The sequence below is a fragment of the Truepera radiovictrix DSM 17093 genome (assembly GCF_000092425.1).
Classification (GTDB): domain Bacteria; phylum Deinococcota; class Deinococci; order Deinococcales; family Trueperaceae; genus Truepera; species Truepera radiovictrix.
The window spans coordinates 958,434-975,083 of sequence record NC_014221.1 but is presented as its reverse complement, the minus strand read 5'-3'; the positions used below and the strand labels follow the sequence as shown (position 1 = coordinate 975,083).

Below are 16,650 nucleotides of genomic sequence, written 5' to 3'. Positions count from 1 at the left end.
GCTCAAGAGCCCACCGTCGGCGGTGTCTTGGCGCCGCTCGGGGACGCACCACCCAACTGGTGCCTTAGCGAACGGCCCATCGTGCCCCAAAGCGCCTGCACCGTTCCTTGAAAAAGCCCCCGGTGGGCTTTTCCACCGAAGGGCTTCTACTGTCTAACCTAATGTTATGAGCACCGTTTAGAGCGCCTTATCCCCCCACCAGAGCCCGCACTCGGTCTTCTCCTGCCCCGCCCAGCGGCCCGCGCGCACGCCCTCGCCCGCGCGCACCGCGCGCGTCGTCGGGGCGCAGCCGATGCTCAAAAAGCCCTGCCAGTAGAGCGGGTTAACGGGCAGCTCGTGCTCGCGCGCGTAGCGCTCGAGGTCCTCCTGCGACCAGTCCACCAAGGGGTTGACCTTGACGTAGTCACCCGCGTCTTCGACGGTGTTGAGAAGCGCGCGCGTCTCGCTCTGAAAGCGGCTGCGGGCGCTTAAGAGCGCGCTCGGCCGCCTCGCTTCTAAAAAGCGCCGCAGCGGCAACACCTTGCGGACGGTGCAGCACTCGGCCGCACCGCACGCGGGCAGCTCCCCCCCTCGCGCTTCGGGCCTCAGGGTCGTCAGCGTGACCTCGGGGTAGCGCGCGGCGATCTCGTCACGCGTCGAAAGCGTTTCAGGAAAGTGCGACAGCGTGTCGACAAAGACCAGCTCGCCCCGAAAGCCCGCGCGCACGGCGAGGTCGATCAAGACCGTACCGTTTAAGTTGAAGCCGCTCGTCATCAAGAGGTCGGGGTAGGTCGCGAGCGCCCAGCGGATCGTCTCCAGGGTCTTGGTCTCCAGGTCGCGCCCCTCGAGCACCCCTAGCGCCGGTCCGCTCACGCCGCCACCACGCCCTGCGCGGCCTCGCGCAGCCGCTCTACGCCGACGCGGTGGCAAAAGTCGCCGAAGCGCTCCCCGGGATCTCGCTGATCGCGCCACAAGCGCAGCAAGGGCGCCACGGTCGCCGCGAGGTCGCCGCCCGCGACCATCTGCGCGTACTCGCTCACCAGGCGCGTACCCTCAAAAGCGCCGCCCACGTAGATGTTGTACTTGTCGAGCGACCTGCCGACAAACGCCAACTCGGCGGTGTAGGGGCGCGCGCAGCCGTTCGGGCAGCCGGTCATGCGGATGGCGATCTCCTCACCCCCTAGGCCGAGCGCCTCGAGCTCGCGCTCGAGCGCGCCGATAACCCCCGGCAGCATCCTCTCGGACTCGGCGACCGCCAACCCGCAGGTCGGCAGCGCGGGGCAGGCCATGGCGTAGCGTCGCGCCTGGGTGATCTCACCAACCGTCCGCACCCCGTGCTCGCGTAGCAGCGCCTCGATGGGCTCCCTGTCCTGCGCGCTCAGGTTCGTCACGAGCAGGTTGTGCTGCGGCGTGATGCGCACCTCGTTGGGGTAGCGCGTCAAAAGCTCGCGCAGCGCGGTGCGCAGGCGCATGGGCCCGGCGTCCTTGATGCGCCCGTTCTCGATGGGGATACCCAGGTAGAAGCGCCCGTCCCCCTGCTCGCGCCACCCCAGGTGGTCGTCCACGGCAAACGGCCCCACGGGGACCCAGTCCCCCAACGCAAAGCCGAGGCGGCGCTCCAACTCGCCCCGGAACCAGGCGACGCCGCGCGCCTCGACGAGGTACTTCATGCGGGCGAACTTGCGCTCCTCGCGGTTGCCGAAGTCGCGCTGCACCGTGACGATCCCCTCGACCGTGCGCAAAAGCTGCTCGCGCGTGACGAAGCCGAGCTCTTTGCCTAACACCGGGTGCGTGTCGGCGTCCGTGTGGCTCATCCCCATGCCGCCCCCGATGAGGAGGTTAAAGCCCCGCAAGGCCTCGCCGTCCATCACCGGCACGATACCGATGTCCTGGGTAAAGACGTCCACGCAGTTGTCGTGCGGGAAAGCGATCCCGATCTTGAACTTGCGCGGCAAGTAGGTGCGGCCGTAGATGGGTTCAACGGCGTCGGTGGGTGCGACGAAGGCCGCGCTCGGCGTCGCTTCTGCGGGCAGGGGTTGGCGCTCGCCGTCCAGCCAGAGCTGGTAGTACGCCTCGCTCCGGGGCAGGAGGTGCGCGTCGATCTCCCGAGCGACCTCCTCTAAGAGCGCGTGTTGGCGCGAGCGCTCGGGTGCGGGGCAGGCCATCACGTTGCGGTTGACGTCGCCGCAGGCGGCGAGCGTGTTGACCATCTCGCGGTGCAGCGCCCGGATCGTCTCCTTGACGTCGCCCTTCAAAATGCCGTGCAGTTGAATCCCTTGGCGCGTGGTGAGGCGCAGGGTGCCGTTGCCGACCTCATCCGCCAAGCGGTCGTGGACGAGGTACTGCGCCGCCGTCAGCCGACCGCCCGGCGCGCGCGAGCGGAGCATGAACGAGTACGCCTTGTCGAGCCCCGCCTGACGGCGCGCTTTGCGCTGGTCGCGGTCGTCTTGCTGGTACATGCCGGAGAACTTGAGGAGCTGGTAGACCCCGTCGCTCACGTGGTCAGAAGAGGCGTCGAACATCTCCTCGGCTATCCCTTGCGAGAGGTAATGCGAGTCCGACTTGATCTCCTCGACGCTGCGTTTTTTGGCTCTGGCGGGGCGGTTGGGAGCGGGGGTTTCGGGTGCGGCCACGGCGCGCCTCCTATTAACGGGCAGCCTGCGGACGGGTGTCCGCAGCACCTCAGGGTTTCGTTGGGCGTTGGAGCGGCCCATAGGGCCAGAGGGACGGCTTCAGCGTCGCCTCACCGACATCGCGCGCCGCGCCAACGGGGTCGCGTTACACAAGCCGTGGGGGGGCGTGGCGTCGCGTTCACGCCCCTACTCTATAGTAGTTGACAAGTTCTATCAAGTAGTCTGTGGGACATTGGGGCGTGGCCGCGCCACGTAGGGTGACCGAACCGAAACGGCGCGCAGTCCACGACGGCCGCGCCGCCGCGAAACGTCGCACGAAACGCTACCCAAAGAGCCGCGCCTTCAGCTTTTAAAGCGGACGCCCTGAGGGGCGCTTTCGCAGGGGACGTGCTGGCCGCCTCGGTCGGAAACATGACCGGCGCGGCGCTCCGCGCAGCGAAGGTGACGCGCGTCGTCCAGAGTGCGCACGAACGGATGGGCGCGATGATCGTCGCGTTGGCCGAACACTACCGCTTAGAGCGCCCCTAGGCAGCAACCTCCTGCCTTCGCCCGCCTTCATGTCAGCCGAGTACTTGACGAGTTTTGTCAACTAAACGTATAACCGAAGCATCGCGAGCCCGCGCCCCCGCGCGGCCCCCTCCAGGAGTCCCCATGCCCAACCCTCCAGGCTTCGTCTCCCTCGTCGGCGCCGGCCCCGGCGACCCCGAGCTCTTGACCGTCAAGGGGCTGCGCCGGTTGCAGCGGGCCGATGTCGTGGCCTACGACCGCCTCGCCAACCCCGTGCTGCTTAAAGAGTGCCGCCTAGACGCCGAGCTCGTGTTCGTCGGCAAGCACGGCGACAACCCCCTGCACCCCTCCGTCCCCCAGGAGGCCATCAACGCCCTTCTCATCGCCAAGGCCAGAGCGGGCAAACAGGTCGTGCGGCTTAAGGGCGGCGATCCCTTCGTCTTCGGGCGGGGGGGCGAGGAGGCTCTGGAGCTCGTCCGTGCGGGCGTCCCCTTCGAGGTCGTCCCCGGCGTCTCCTCGGCGGTCGCGGCCCCCGCCTACGCGGGCATCCCGGTCACCCACCGGCGCCTCTCGGCGTCGGTCGCCATCGTGGCGGGCCACGAGGACCCCCTCAAGGGAGGGTCGTCGCACGACTGGGGGGCGCTCGCACGGGTCGACACCCTCGTCGTGCTGATGGGTATGGGGCGCCTCGAGGCGATCACCGCGGCGCTCCTCGCGGGCGGCCGCGCCCCCCACACGCCCGCAGCCGCCGTGCGTTGGGGCACCACCGCAGAGCAGCGCACCGTGACGGGGACGCTCGCGACCATCGCCGCCGAGGTGCGCCGCGCTGGCCTAACCGCCCCCGCCACGGTGATCGTCGGCGAGGTCGTGCAGCTGCGCGATGAGCTGCGCTGGTTCGACCTGCCCTTTCACCCCGAGGTGGCGGAGGCCGTGGGAGCCGGGCGAGCCGCCGGGCCGCTCACCCCGTGAAAGCCGCCATCCTCGTCGGTCACGGCAGCCTCCGCAAGGCGTCGGGGGCCGCGATGATCCGCCTCGCGGCGCTCTTGCGCCAGGCGGGGGACTTTCCGGTCGCGACCGCCGGATTCCTCAACTTCAGTCGCCCTACGTTCTCAGACGCCGCTTCACGGTGCGTCCGCAAGGGCGCTACAGAGATCTTTGTCCAACCCTACTTTTTGATCTCGGGCTACTACGTCAAGACCGGCGTACCCAAGCTTCTCGCGGAGGCCCAGGCGGCGTTTCCGGCGGTGCGCTTTCACCTAGCCGAAGCGTTCGATGACCACCCCGCCTTGGTCACCTTGAGCCATAAGCGCGCGCAGGGGGCCGACCCCGAGGCCGACGCGCTCCTGCTGATGGCCCACGGCACCCCCTTTGAAGCGGCGAACGGCCCCATCCTCCGGGTAGCCGCGGCGCTGCGCGCGCACTACGCGCACGTTCAGCTTGGGTTTATGGAGTGTAACGCGCCCACGATTGCCGAAGCGGCCTCGAGCCTCGCTCGGGCGGGCGCTCGCCGCGTCGTCGCCGTCCCCTACTTTTTGCAGCTCGGCGAGCACGTCGCGGCCGACCTACCGGAAGCGGTGCAACGAGCGCAGCGCGAGCACCCGCAGGTGCGCTTTACCTTAGCCGAGTACCTGGCCTACGACCCGCTGCTCCTAGCGGTCGTGCGCGACCGGCTGAGGGCGTCACAGCCGGCCCCAGAGCGCGCCGCGTAACCAAAGAGCGGCGACGCGGTAGCGTAGCGTCTATGGATCGCACCCTTTGGCCGCGCCTCTCCTGGCGCCTGCTGCTCTACTGGGCGGTGCTTTTGGGCAGCGTGTGGGCCTTTGCCGAACTCACCGACGAGGTCTACGAGCAGGAGGGCTTTTTCTTCGACGAGCCGGTGCTCGGGTGGTTTTACGGGCTCATCACCCCGCTGCGGACCCGCGTCGCGCTCGCGCTGAGCACCGTCGGCGGGGTCGAGGTCATGGTCGGCCTCACCGCCCTCATCACCCTCCTCCTCTGGTTCCGGAGCCGCCGGGAGGCCGTCTTCTTCGCCGCCAGCATGGTCGGCGCGTCGGCGATCATGGGGCTCACCAAGGTGCTCCTGGCGCGCCCGCGCCCCGAGCTCTTCCCCGACGTGGACCTCTGGCAGACCGGCTCATCGTCGTTTCCGAGCGGGCACGCGACCGGCAGCGCGGCGCTCGCGCTCACGCTCTACCTGGTGGTGTCTCGGCTCGCCCCGCGCTGGCGCGCGCTCGCGGCCGTTTTGGGGCTCGCCTTCGCGCTCTCGGTGTCGGCCTCGCGGCTCTACCTGCAGGTGCACTACCCTTCGGACGTCCTCGCCGGGCTCGCGCTGGGGTGCGCCTGGGTCTTGGGCGTCAACGCCCTCTACCGCTACGCCAGCCGCGACCGCTCGAGGCGGAGCGTGCGGCTCACGCTGCCGCACGAGGTCGTGGCGGCGTACCGGCAAGACGCCGCGGCGCGCGGTCTCAGCGACGACGAGGTCGTCGGCGCGGTGTTGGCGGCGCACTACGCGCTCACACGCGGCGAAGAGGCGCCCCACCGGGCCCCCTCCGCGCGCGTCGACGTGTTTAAAAGTCCCTGACGCTAAAGCGTCGTCACCACAAGCCACACGCCACGAGCCACTTGCCACACGCTCTAGATGTGCAGCTTAGATGTGCAGCGCCCGCCCGTCAACCGCCAGGGCCGCCTCTTTGAGGGCCTCGGCCAAGGTCGGGTGGGCGTGGCTGGTGCGGGCTAAGTCCTCGGCGGAGGCGCCGAACTCGAGGGCGGCCACCGCTTCGGCGATGAGGTCGCCCGCGCGCGAGCCGATGATGTGCACGCCCAACACGCGGTCGGTCTCGGCGTCGGCCAGGATCTTGACCTTGCCCTCGGTGTGGCCCAGAGCCCGCGCGCGGCCGTTGGCCAAAAAGGGGAAGACGCCCTTTTTGTACTTGATCCCTTCTTCCTTGAGCTGCTCCTCGGTCTTGCCCACCGAGGCGATCTCGGGCTCCGTGTAGGCGACGCCGGGGATAGCGCCGTAGTTGACGTGGCCCACCCCCGTGGCGATCCCCTCGACGCAGGCGACCCCCTCCTCCTCGGCCTTGTGCGCGAGCATGGCGCCGCCGATCACGTCGCCGATCGCGTAGATGCCGGGGATCTTGGTGCGGTAGTGCGCGTCGACGGGGATAAACCCGCGCGCGTCGAGCTCCAAACCGATCGCCTCCACGTTGAGCCCGTCGGTGTTGGGTTGGCGCCCGACCGCGACGAGCACGCGCTCAGCGTGCAGGGGCTCTTGGCCGTCGATCTCGACCACCGCGCCTTCCCCCTGAGCCCTAGCGGAGGTCACGCGCGCGCCGAGTCGGAACTCGAGCCCCTGCTTTTTAAAGACCTTGAGCGCCTCCTTGGCGATCTCGCCGTCCATCCCCGGCAGGATACGGTCTAAGTACTCGACCACCGTGACCTTGGCGCCCAAGCGCTTCCAGACGGAGCCGAGCTCGAGCCCGATATACCCCGCCCCGATGACGACCAGGTGCTCTGGCACCTCGGGGTAGGCCAGTGCGTCCGTCGAGGTCCCCACGCGCTCGCCGTCGAGCTCGATGCCGGGCAGCACGACGCTTTTAGAGCCCGTCGCGATGATGATGCGCTCGGCTCCGAGCGTCTCTTCCCCATTTTTCCCCGCTACGACAAGCTTGTTCGGCCCCTCGAAGCGCGCGGCGCCCTCGTAGCGCGTCACCTTGTTCTTTTTGAAAAGCCCCGCAATGCCGCTCGTCAACGACTTCACGACCTTGTCCTTGCGCGCGTGCATGGCCGCTAGGTTTAGTGACGCCTCGGCGACCTCGATGCCGTGCTCTTTAAGCGCCCCCTGGGTCTCGAGAAACTTCTCGGAGGACTCCAAAAGCGCCTTGCTCGGGATGCAGCCGACCCGCAAGCAGGTGCCGCCGAGGTCGGCCTCTTTCTCGACGCAGGCGACGTCGAAGCCGAGCTGCGCGGCGCGGATCGCCGCCACGTAACCCCCAGGCCCCGCGCCGATGACGATCAGATCATGTTGAGCCACACGTACCTCCACTCGGGTCATCTTACCTGCCCGCGGCGGCTACGCGCGGCGCCGGCGCGCCACGCCGCGCGGTGTACAGACGCTCTCAGCGCCACCAGGACCCGTCGCCAAGCGCCTAACAGGCGACGTTAGCGGCGTCGGCGGATCGGGGCGGTACGCGTCGACAGGTTCTAGGGTCTCGCTATCCCTGGTGGCGCTCGGACGCCAACACTATAGGCGCCAACACCATAGGAGCGTCCACCTTGAGAACGTGTGTCGCGGCGGCCTCATGCCCAAAAGCCCGTGCACGCCTTGAAACGGGTGACGGCGGCACCCTTAAGCCTCTTTACGGGCGACGTCACCCCGACATCGCTCGTCGCCCCTAGCACGCCTACACTCGGCGCCCTTAACCCACGACAACGGCGCCCATCTTTGCAGATGAGCGCCGCTCGAGCGGCCCGTTTCGGGCCGTGGTCTAGCAGTCTAGACCTCTAGAAGCATCCGCGCGGGGTTCTCGATGGCCTCTTTGATGCGTTTAAGGAAGGTCACCGCTTCGCGCCCGTCGACGATGCGGTGGTCGTAGGTCAGCGCGATGTACATCATCGGGCGGATCACCACCTCGCCTTTGAGGGCTATGGGCCGCTCGAAGATGCCGTGCATTCCCAACACCCCCGACTGCGGCGGGTTGACGATGGGGGTCGACATCAAGGAGCCGAACACCCCGCCGTTGGTAATCGTAAAGGTGCCGCCCTGCAGCTCCTCGGGGGCGATCTTGTTGCTCTGCGAACGCTTGGCGAAGTCGGCGATGGTGCGCTCGATCTCGGCGAAGCTGAGGCGCTCGGCGTTGCGAATCACGGGGACGATAAGGCCCTTTTTGGAGCTCACCGCCACGCCGATATCGAAGTAGTTCTTGTAGACGATGTCGGTCCCGCGGATTTCGGCGTTGAGCTCGGGGATAAGCTTAAGCGCGTCGATGGTCGCCTTGACGAAAAACGACATAAAGCCTAGGCGCGTCCCCTCGTAGCGCTCCTGAAACGCCTCCTTGAACTCGCTGCGCAGAGCCATCACCGCGCTCATGTCGACCTCGTTAAAGGTGGTTAGGAGCGCCGCCGTCCGCTGCGCCTCGACGAGGCGCTCGGCGATGCGGCGGCGAAGGGGGCTCATCGGTACGGCTTCCTCTTGGCGGTCGCCCTCCGGCGCGGGCGCCTCGCGCTTGGGCGGCGCCTCCCTGGCGGGCGCCTCTTTGGTCGGCGCTTGGGTGAGCGGCGCAGCTTGGCGCGCCTCGAGGTAGCGCTGCACGTCCTCTTTGAGGAGCCGCCCGCCGGGACCCGTGGCGCGCACGTCGCGGGCCTTGACGCCGTGCTCGTCGAGAAGGCGCTGCGCGGCGGGCATCACGTGGCCGCCCAGCGGCTCGGCCGCGCGGTCACCTGCGGCTTGCGCGCCCGCCTGCGCGTCGATCGCCTCGCTCGGTTTGGGATCGAAGGCCATCTCGGGGGCCTCTTTGGCGTCCGTCGCCCTCGGGGCGGCGTCGGCGGCGGGGGCGGCCTCGTCGTCCGGCGCCGCCTCGGCCTCGGCGGGGGTCGGGGCGGGCGCCTCAGCCTCCCCAGCGGCGCTGATATGCGCGATCACCTCACCGACCGTCGCGCTCTCGCCCTGCTTTTTAAGGACCTTGCTCAAGGTGCCGGCGCTCGGCGCGGGGACCTCGAGGGTCGCTTTGTCGGTCTCGACCTCGACCAACGCCTCGTCCTTCTCTACCGTCTCCCCCTCCTCTTTAAGCCAGGTACCGATAAAGACCTCGGTGATCGATTCGCCGACCTCGGGGACTTTCAGTTCAATCGCCATCTCTCTCCTTTGAACACATGTCGTAGCTTAAACCAGTCAGCCGCCGCCACCGCCCCCGTCAGCCGTTACGGAGGGGCACTCGTGACAGGGCAGCTGGTAGGGCGGCCTAAGGGTAAGCGGGCGTGCTAGTCGGCGAACGCGGCGTTTAGAAGTTCCTGCTGCTCGAGCTTGTGCGCGCCCCCCGAACCCGTCGCGGGGCTCGCGGCGGCGGGCCGAGAGAGACCGGAGAACGGGCGCCCCAAGAGCGTGTCGCCAAACCTGACGCGCAGGTAGCTCCAAGCGCCCATGTTGGCGGGCTCCTCTTGCACCCACCGCACGCTCGCCGCTCTGTCGAAGGGGGCGAGCGCCCGCTCGAGCACCTCCTCGGAGAGCGGGTAGAGCTGCTCGAGCCGGATGATCGCGACGTCTTGACGCCCCGCCGCTTCGCGCTGCGCCGCTAAGTCGTAAAACACCTTGCCCGAGCAGAGCAAAACGCGCCTCACCTCGGCGGGGTCCACCTCGGGGTCGCCGATAACGCGCTGAAAAGCGCCTTCGGCGAGGTCGCTAAGGGGTGACACCGCTTTGGGGTGACGCAGGAGGCTCTTGGGCGACATCACCACCAGCGGTTTGCGCCACGGGCGCAGGACCTGGCGCCGCAGCAGGTGAAAGATCTGCGCGGGCGTCGTCGGGTAGACGACCTGCATGTTGTCCGAGGCGCAGAGCTGCAAAAAGCGCTCCAGACGCGCCGAGGAGTGCTCCGGCCCCTGACCCTCGAAACCGTGCGGCAAGAGCATCACGAGCCCCGACAGGCGGCGCCACTTCTCCTCGCCGGAGGCGATGAACTGGTCGATGATCACCTGAGCGGCGTTCGCGAAGTCGCCGAACTGCGCCTCCCAGATCACGAGGCCGTCGGGGTAGTCGAGCGAGTAGCCGTACTCGAAACCCAACACGCCCGCCTCCGAGAGGGGCGAGTTGTAGATCTCTAAAGGCGCTTGGTCGGGCGCGAGGTGCTGCAGCGGCAGGTAGGGCTGCCCCGTCTTGACGTCAAAGAGCGCCGCGTGGCGGTGGCTAAAGGTGCCGCGCAGCGAGTCCTGGCCCGTCAGGCGTACGGGCGTGCCGCTCGTCACGAGGCTGGCGTAGGCGAGCAGCTCGCCGGCCGCCCAGTCGAGGGGGCGCTCGCCGGAGGCCATCTGCAGGCGTCCGTCCAGCATCCGTTTGAGCTTGGGGTGGGGCGTAAAGCCTTCGGGAAACCTGTTTTGCGCCCGCAAGAGCTCGCCGAGGCGCGCTTCGGGGAACCCCGTGTCGACCTCGGGCACCTCGGCGTCGCACCCCCCCCGGTAGTTCGCCCAGAGCCCCTCGAAGGCTTGGTACGAGGGTTTAAAGTCCTCGGCGCGGGCGGCCGAGAGCTCCCGCTCGAGGAGGTCGCGCCGCGCGTCGGCGATCTTGTCGGCGTCCTCTTGGGTGATCTTGCCGAGCTTTAGGAGGCGCTCCATGTACCCCTCGCGCACCCCTTTGCGTTTGCGGATGGCGCTGTAGAGCAGCGGCTGGGTAAAGGCGGGTTCGTCGCCCTCGTTGTGGCCGTACTTGCGGTAGCAGTAGAGGTCGATGACCACGTCCCGCTTGAACTCGCGGCGGAAGTCGAGCGCCAAGTTGACGACCTGCGCGACCGCCTCGGGGTCCTCGCCGTTGACGTGAAAGATAGGCACCTGCAGCATCTTGGCGACGTCCGAAGCGTAGACGCTGCTGCGCGCGTCGCTGGGACCGGTGGTAAAACCGATCTGGTTGTTGACGATCACGTGCAGGGTGCCGCCGACGCGGTAGCCGGGGAGCTCGCTCAAGTTGAGGCTCTCTTGCACCACCCCCTCGCCGATAAAGGCGGCGTCGCCGTGGATCAAGATGGTGAGCCCCTGCTCGCGCGCGCGGTCGCCGACGCGGTCTTGTTTGGCGCGCAAGCGACCCATGGCGACCGGGTTGACGAACTCCAGGTGCGAGGGGTTAAAGCAGAGCGAGAGGTGCACGCTCCCCTTCTCGGCCGTTTCCCAATCGCTCGAGTACCCCAGGTGATACTTCACGTCGCCGCGGCCACGGTAGCTCTCGGCGTCGCGGTCGTCGAACTCGCGAAAGATCTGCTTGGGGCTCTTGCCCATGATGTTGGCCAAGACGTTGAGGCGGCCGCGGTGCGCCATCCCGAAGACGATCTCTTTGATCCCCTGAGCGCCCGCCTTTTCGATCGCGAGGTCGAGCAGCGGAATCAGGCTCTCGCCCCCCTCGAGCGAAAAGCTCTTGACGCCCACGTACTTTTTCTGGATGAATTCCTCGAAGATGACCGCGTCGGTGAGCTTGGTAAGGATGCGGATCTGCTCCTCACGGGAGAGCTCCAAACGGTTTTCGGTCGTCTCCATCCGGCGCTGCAACCACTTGCGCACCGCGAGGTCGTCGATGTGCATAAACTGCGCGCCGATCGAGCGGCAGTAGGTGTTTTGCAACCGCTCGATCACCTCGCGCACGCTCAGCTCGCCGGTGCCGGGGATGGTGTCGGGGGCGACCTTGCGCTCTAGGTCCCCCTCTAACCCGTAGTAGGCCGGGTCGAGTTCGGGCGGCCTTTCGGCCTTGGGCATCCCCAAGGGGTCGAGCTGCGCCATGATGTGGCCGCGCACGCGGTAGTTGCGCACAAGCCGTCCGACACGCTGCTGCAACGCCGCGTCGCTCGCCTCACCCCGCGCGGGCGCGGCGGCGACGCTCGGCGCGGGGTTAAAAAGGCTCCGCGGCGCGAAGGTGGGTCTGCGGTACGCCCCACCGAGGCCGTTGCGGCCGTTGTGTTCAAAGTAGCGCCGCCACGCGTCGCTTACTGAGCTGGGGTCCTCCAAAAAGCTCTCGTAGAGCGCCTCGACAAACGCGAGGCTCGACGGGTTGAGCAGCAAATGCGCAACCTCACTTTGGCTTTCGCCCGGTTTTTCGTCAACTGCACGTTCAACTGTACTCATGGACGTTGTACGCTGCCATCCTTTCCGTTTGCGGACCTTTCCCCCGAAGCGGGCCCCGCGCCACCCCAAACGGCGCCGAGCACCCCCTGTCGCCTCCAACCCGTTATGCACGGGCGTCGTAAAGAGCATCTTAGCAAGATATCTGGGCCTTCAAGGGTGCGCGGCGCTCGGTTACACGACACGCCCGCGACGCGCCCCTAGAGGCGCTCCCGCAGCGCCGCAATCGCAGGTACTGGTTTGCACGTGGCAGAAGATGGCAGAGGAGGTCACGGCGAAAGCTGGCCGGCGCGCACACGCCACCGCTCTTAGACAGCCGCCGGATTCGCCATCAGCGTTGCCCCCCTCGAAAACGGCCTTCTGGATGGGTCGCGTCGTCTTTTACGCCCCCGGCTCGCCAAGGGTGTTTGAGACGGCTTCGCTGCACGTCGCTGTAACGTCGGCCTCTTTCGGTGGCAGAGGCCTGTTACCGCCGAGCGAACCCAGCGCCGAGGGGCGACGCGCGGCGTCTGCGCGTGACCTTGCTCGCGTGAACTTTTTACGGGTGCGCGCTCCGCACTTCCTTTAGGTTGGGGCTGACGTGAGCCGTTAGCCGGATGACCGAAGGCGAGCGCCCGCTAGCCAAGTCAAGGCCCCCGACGGTGCACGCTCGGCGGCCTCGCTAGGCGCCGAGGTGCGCGGCTCGAGAAAGGACGTGCGATGACTGTCCGGTTGTTTGCCCCGCTCGTCGTCTTAGCGCTCCTTAGCGCCTGCTCGGAGCCGCTAACGCTCGAGCCGCTCGCCGAGGGGCTCAGTTGGGCGCGGCGCGCCGCCTCGCCGACCGCCCTGTACGAATCGCAGGGGCTCGCGGTGGGCGACACGCTCTACGTCTTCGGGGGGTTTTACAACTCCCGGATCCAAGCGACCACCAAGAGCTACGCCTTTCACGCCCCCACCAAACGGTGGCGCGCCCTCAGACCGCTGCCGGAGGCGGTGACGCACGCCGGACAAGCCGCCTACGGCGACGACATCTATCTGGCGGGGGGCTTTCTCGGCGATCACCCGGGCCCACCTAGCAACCGCGTGTGGATCTACGACACCAAACGCGACCGCTGGCGCCGGGGGCCCCCGTTGCCCCAAGCGCGCGGCGGGGGGGCGCTCGTCGCCCTCGGCGGCACCCTCCACTTTTTCGGGGGGGCCGTGCGCGAGGGACACCGCTACCGCTACGACAGCCCCGATCACTGGACGCTCGACGTCAAGGGGGGGAGCACAACCTGGCGCCGCGCCGCGCCCCTGCCGCGGGCGCGCAACCACCTCGCCGGGGTGGCGCTGGGGGGCAAGCTCTACGCCGTCGGTGGGCAGCGCCTCGGCGATGAGGTGAACCGCAACCTGCGCCTCGTCCACGCGTACGACCCCGCGCGTGACCGCTGGCGCCGCGTCGCCGATCTGCCGTATCCAGTCGGGCACATCGGCGCCTCGAGCTTCGCGCATAAAGGGCGCCTTATCGTCGTGGGGGGCACCACGCAGGGGCGCAGGCGGGTCGCGAGCGTCGTCGCTTACGACCCCGCGCGCGACCGTTGGAGCCACCTCACTCCGCTCCCCGAAGGGCGCTCGTCGCCGGTCGCGGGTGCTATCGGCGGCCACCTCTACGTCACCACGGGGATGCGCGGCGGACCGCAGGCGACCACCTGGATGGGGCGCTTTAGATAGCCGCTCGGGGCCCGTCTCGCCGCGCGCTACCCCTGCAGGTACGCCTTAAGCAGCGCGAGCGACGCCTCGACGTCGCGCTTGGCGACCATCTCCGTCACGGTGTGGACGTAGCGCGAGGGGATCGACAGGGTGAGCGTGGCGACGCCTTTGCGCGAGCGCTGGATCGCCCCCGCGTCGGTGCCGCCTAGGGGCAGGACCTCGAGCTGATAGGGCACGCCGCGCTCCTCCGCGAGCGCCGCGAAGGCGTCTAACAGCCAGCGGGTGCTGATGCTGGCTGAGTCCATGACCTTGAGCGCCACGCCGCCGCCCAGCTGCGTCACCCGCCCCTCGGGGGGCGCGCCGGGGGTGTCCACGGCGAGCGTGGTGTCGAGCGCGATCCCGATGTCGGGCTCGAGCGCGTAGGCGCTCGTCGTGGCGCCGCGCAACCCCACCTCCTCCTGCACGCTAAAGACGGCGCAAACGTGATGGCTGGGTTTGTCGAGCTGCCGTAGCAGCTGCGCCAGGATAAAGCAGTTGACGCGGTCGTCGAGCGCCTTGCCGGTGACGACCGCGCCGAGGTCAACGAACGGTTGCCGCAGCGTCACGGGATCGCCCAGGCGCACACGCGCGCGCACCTCCTCCGCGCTGAGGCCTAGGTCCACGGCGAACTCGGCGAGCTCCGGCACCTTTTTGCGCTCCTCGGGGGTGGAGAGGTGCACCGGTTTCACCGCCGGGTTGAGCACCCCGATGAGGTCGCCCTCCTTCGCGTGGACCGTCACAGCCCGCGCGAAGAGGTTGCGGGTGTCGAAACCGCCGACGTTGTGCACGCGCAAAAAACCCGCGTCGTCCACAAAGCGCACGTAGAAGCCGATCTCGTCCATGTGCGCACTCAGCATCACCCGCTTGGCCTTTTTCTTTTTGGACGTTTTGACCGCCACGAGGTTGCCCAAGGCGTCCTCCTCGAGGCTGTCTACGTGCCCCTCCAGGGCCCCCCGCAAAAGCGCGCGCACCCGCTCCTCACGCCCCGGCACGCCGCCGACCTCGGAGAGCTGCTTTAAAAGCTCCATGTCGAGCGCCACGCTACTGTCCATACTGTCCACCATGTTGTCCACCATGTGCCTTGCCACCCTCACGCCTCATCGCTCATCACGCACGGCTCACCACCGGCCCTTGAGGTACGCCGCCGAGCGCCGGATGCTCCCCAGGGGGTCTTTGGGGGCGTCGTGCTCGACCACGAACCACGCCGCTCCAGCCGCTTCGGCGGCGCTCAGCAGGCTCTGCCAGTCGAGCGTGCCGTACCCCACGTCGGCCCAACCGTCTTCGTCCTCGTTCTCGCCCGCCGGCGCGACGTCCTTGACGTGCACGCGGGTGAGCTTGCCCGAGAAGGTCTCAAGCAGCTGCAGCGGGTCGCGGCCGCCGCGCACCACCCAAGCGAGGTCGAGCTCGATGCCCAAGGTGCCCTCAGGAGCGCCGTCCAGCAGGTGCTCTAGGGCCGTCTTACCGTCCAAGAGAGCCATCTCGAAGTCGTGGTTGTGGTAAAGGAGCGTTACCCCTTTGTCCCGGCAACGCTCCCCCAACGCGCCGAGGCGCGCGCCGAAAGCGCGCCACGCCCCAGCGTCCTCGGCGCGCTCGCCGGGACCCACGTAGGGCACGACGACGGTGTCGTTGCCCACCGCTTTTTGAAAGGCCAGCACGCCCTTAAGGTCGCGCTCGAGCTCAGCCAACGCGACGTGGCTCGAGGCGACCACCAAGCCGCTCGCCTCGAGCGCGCGCCGCAGCGTCTCGGCGTCGGCGCCCTGCGTCCCGACGGTCTCGACGCCCGCGTACCCGGCGGCCGCGACCTCTTTGAGCACCTCCTCAAGGGGCAGCTCGAGGTTTCTGAGGGTGTAGAGCTGCACGGCGAGTCGGGCGCGGTAGGGCTTAGCGTCAGTCATCGAGAATCCCTTCGAGTAAACCTAGCGGCAAGGGCGCGGGGCGTTCGGCGCAGCTCGTGAGCTCGAGGGTGCGCTCGGCTTCGGCGGCCTCCAAAACCGCCTGCATCGCGTCGAGCACGTGAAAGGCCAGCTCGCCGCTCGCCCGGTGGTCGCGGCCGGAGCGGAGCGCGTGCGCCATGTCGGCGACGCCCAGACCGCGGCTGTTGTCGGTGTAGCCGTGCGTGAGGGGCAGCTCGCTCCAGACCTCCGCGCCCCCCCGCTTGAGCCGCACGGGGCCGCCGAAGGTGTTGGGGTCGGGCACCGATAGGGTCCCCTCGGTACCGTAGACCTCGATGCGCGGCAGCTCCGAGGCCCACACGTCAAACGACGTGAGGAGGGTGCCGACCGCCCCGGAGGCGAAGGTCAAAAGGGCCGTGACGTGCGTCGGGGTGCCCACGGGGATGCGCGCGCCGAAGTTCGGCTGGCTGGTGACGACGCGCTCCGGAAAGCTCGCCACCGCCGACCCGGCGACCTTGGCCATAGGCCCCATGAGGTTGACGAGCGCCGTGAGGTAGTAAGGCCCCAGGTCGAAGAGCGGCCCCGCGCCCGGCTGGTAGAAAAAGGCCGGGTCGGGGTGCCACATCTCCATCCCGCGGCTGAGCATAAAGGCGGTCACCGCAATCGGCCGACCGATCCAACCGTCGTCGATGAGCTTGCAGCAGGTCTGCAGACCGCCCCCTAAAAAGGTGTCGGGGGCGCAGCCGACCCGCACCCCCTTCTCCGCAGCGAGCGCGAGCAGCGCCCGCGCGTCGTCGCGCGCCGTCGCGAGGGGTTTTTCGCTGTAGACCGATTTGCCCGCCTCGATGATCTGGGTGCTCACCGCGGCGTGGGCGCTCGGGATGGTGAGGTTGATAATGAGCTCGATCTCGGGGTCGGCGAGCAGCTCACCGACGGTGCAGGCCCGTGGCACGCCGTAGGTCTCGGCCTGCGCGCGGGCCCGCGCCGCGTCGAGGTCGGCAATGGCCACCACGGTAAAGGCGCGGAAAAAGCGCGCCGCTCTGAGGTACTGGTTGCTGACGTTACCCGCGCCGATGATACCGACGCGAAGGGGGTTTAAGGTGGCGTTGACCAAGCGC

13 protein-coding genes are annotated in these 16,650 nt (G+C 68.2%); 5 read left to right on the top strand and 8 right to left on the bottom strand.

Translation table 11 applies throughout. From position 1 onward, the window contains the following. Positions 1-177: 177 nt before the first annotated feature. Together TRAD_RS04530 and TRAD_RS04525 are read right to left on the bottom strand one after the other, a co-directional pair. Complete coding sequence (locus tag TRAD_RS04530; RefSeq protein ID WP_013177410.1) at positions 178-852, bottom strand: phosphoadenylyl-sulfate reductase; 675 nt, start codon at positions 850-852, stop codon at positions 178-180. Next, positions 849-2,612: an NADPH-dependent assimilatory sulfite reductase hemoprotein subunit gene (locus TRAD_RS04525; RefSeq protein WP_013177409.1), complete on the bottom strand. Its 1,764-nt coding sequence runs from the start codon at positions 2,610-2,612 to the stop codon at positions 849-851. The genes TRAD_RS04530 and TRAD_RS04525 overlap by 4 nt, the downstream gene beginning before the upstream one ends. Before the next feature lie 387 nt (positions 2,613-2,999). Here TRAD_RS04525 and TRAD_RS16255 point away from each other — a divergent pair, with 387 nt between their 5' ends. The 4 genes from TRAD_RS16255 (at position 3,000) to TRAD_RS04510 (ending at position 5,700) form a co-directional block, all read left to right on the top strand. Further along, a complete protein-coding gene (locus TRAD_RS16255) occupies positions 3,000-3,140 on the top strand; it encodes a hypothetical protein (protein WP_185095199.1) in 141 nt (46 codons plus the stop codon). 123 nt (positions 3,141-3,263) lie between these two features. Continuing rightward, entirely contained in the window at positions 3,264-4,088 is an 825-nt protein-coding gene (cobA, locus tag TRAD_RS04520) for a uroporphyrinogen-III C-methyltransferase (protein ID WP_013177408.1), read from the top strand. Further along, positions 4,085-4,828 carry a sirohydrochlorin chelatase gene (locus tag TRAD_RS04515; RefSeq protein WP_013177407.1) on the top strand — a complete coding sequence of 248 codons (744 nt, stop codon included), beginning with the start codon at positions 4,085-4,087 and terminating at the stop codon, positions 4,826-4,828. The genes cobA and TRAD_RS04515 overlap by 4 nt, the downstream gene beginning before the upstream one ends. 32 nt (positions 4,829-4,860) lie before the next feature. Beyond that, positions 4,861-5,700, top strand: coding sequence for a phosphatase PAP2 family protein (locus TRAD_RS04510; protein WP_013177406.1), 840 nt, complete (start codon positions 4,861-4,863; stop codon positions 5,698-5,700). Between the two features lie 66 nt (positions 5,701-5,766). On the opposite strand, the gene lpdA is transcribed toward TRAD_RS04510, so the two are convergent. From lpdA to TRAD_RS04495, 3 genes are all read right to left on the bottom strand, one after another. Next, the gene (gene lpdA, locus TRAD_RS04505) at positions 5,767-7,152 is read right to left on the bottom strand and encodes a dihydrolipoyl dehydrogenase (RefSeq protein ID WP_013177405.1); all 1,386 of its coding nucleotides are present in this window, start codon (positions 7,150-7,152) and stop codon (positions 5,767-5,769) included. 462 nt (positions 7,153-7,614) lie between these two features. Then, positions 7,615-8,973 carry a 2-oxoglutarate dehydrogenase complex dihydrolipoyllysine-residue succinyltransferase gene (odhB, locus tag TRAD_RS04500; RefSeq protein WP_013177404.1) on the bottom strand — a complete coding sequence of 453 codons (1,359 nt, stop codon included), beginning with the start codon at positions 8,971-8,973 and terminating at the stop codon, positions 7,615-7,617. Between the two features lie 125 nt (positions 8,974-9,098). After that, the gene (locus TRAD_RS04495; protein ID WP_013177403.1) at positions 9,099-11,873 is read right to left on the bottom strand and encodes a 2-oxoglutarate dehydrogenase E1 component; all 2,775 of its coding nucleotides are present in this window, start codon (positions 11,871-11,873) and stop codon (positions 9,099-9,101) included. 759 nt (positions 11,874-12,632) lie between these two features. Between TRAD_RS04495 and TRAD_RS04490 the strand changes: the two genes are divergently transcribed. Beyond that, positions 12,633-13,622 carry a Kelch repeat-containing protein gene (locus tag TRAD_RS04490; protein WP_013177402.1) on the top strand — a complete coding sequence of 330 codons (990 nt, stop codon included), beginning with the start codon at positions 12,633-12,635 and terminating at the stop codon, positions 13,620-13,622. Between the two features lie 26 nt (positions 13,623-13,648). Here the strand turns inward: TRAD_RS04490 and TRAD_RS04485 are convergent, their stop codons facing one another. The 3 genes from TRAD_RS04485 to TRAD_RS04475 form a co-directional block, all read right to left on the bottom strand. Then, positions 13,649-14,692: a M42 family metallopeptidase gene (locus TRAD_RS04485; protein WP_221401655.1), complete on the bottom strand. Its 1,044-nt coding sequence runs from the start codon at positions 14,690-14,692 to the stop codon at positions 13,649-13,651. A gap of 66 nt (positions 14,693-14,758) precedes the next feature. Beyond that, positions 14,759-15,535 carry a sugar phosphate isomerase/epimerase family protein gene (locus TRAD_RS04480; RefSeq protein WP_013177400.1) on the bottom strand — a complete coding sequence of 259 codons (777 nt, stop codon included), beginning with the start codon at positions 15,533-15,535 and terminating at the stop codon, positions 14,759-14,761. Beyond that, a complete protein-coding gene (locus TRAD_RS04475) occupies positions 15,528-16,646 on the bottom strand; it encodes a Gfo/Idh/MocA family protein (protein ID WP_013177399.1) in 1,119 nt (372 codons plus the stop codon). Before TRAD_RS04475 ends, TRAD_RS04480 begins: the two co-directional genes overlap by 8 nt. Positions 16,647-16,650 lie beyond the last annotated feature (4 nt).

Bases quoted from the DNA above. Each gene is read 5' to 3' on its own strand.
- TRAD_RS04485 (WP_221401655.1), bottom strand. From the start codon at position 14,692: ATGGACAGTAGCGTGGCGCTCGACATGGAGCTTTTAAAGCAGCTCTCC.
- TRAD_RS04490 (WP_013177402.1), top strand. From the start codon at position 12,633: ATGACTGTCCGGTTGTTTGCCCCGCTCGTCGTCTTAGCGCTCCTTAGC.
- odhB (WP_013177404.1), bottom strand. From the start codon at position 8,973: ATGGCGATTGAACTGAAAGTCCCCGAGGTCGGCGAATCGATCACCGAG.
- cobA (WP_013177408.1), top strand. From the start codon at position 3,264: ATGCCCAACCCTCCAGGCTTCGTCTCCCTCGTCGGCGCCGGCCCCGGC.
- TRAD_RS04510 (WP_013177406.1), top strand. From the start codon at position 4,861: ATGGATCGCACCCTTTGGCCGCGCCTCTCCTGGCGCCTGCTGCTCTAC.
- TRAD_RS04480 (WP_013177400.1), bottom strand. From the start codon at position 15,535: ATGACTGACGCTAAGCCCTACCGCGCCCGACTCGCCGTGCAGCTCTAC.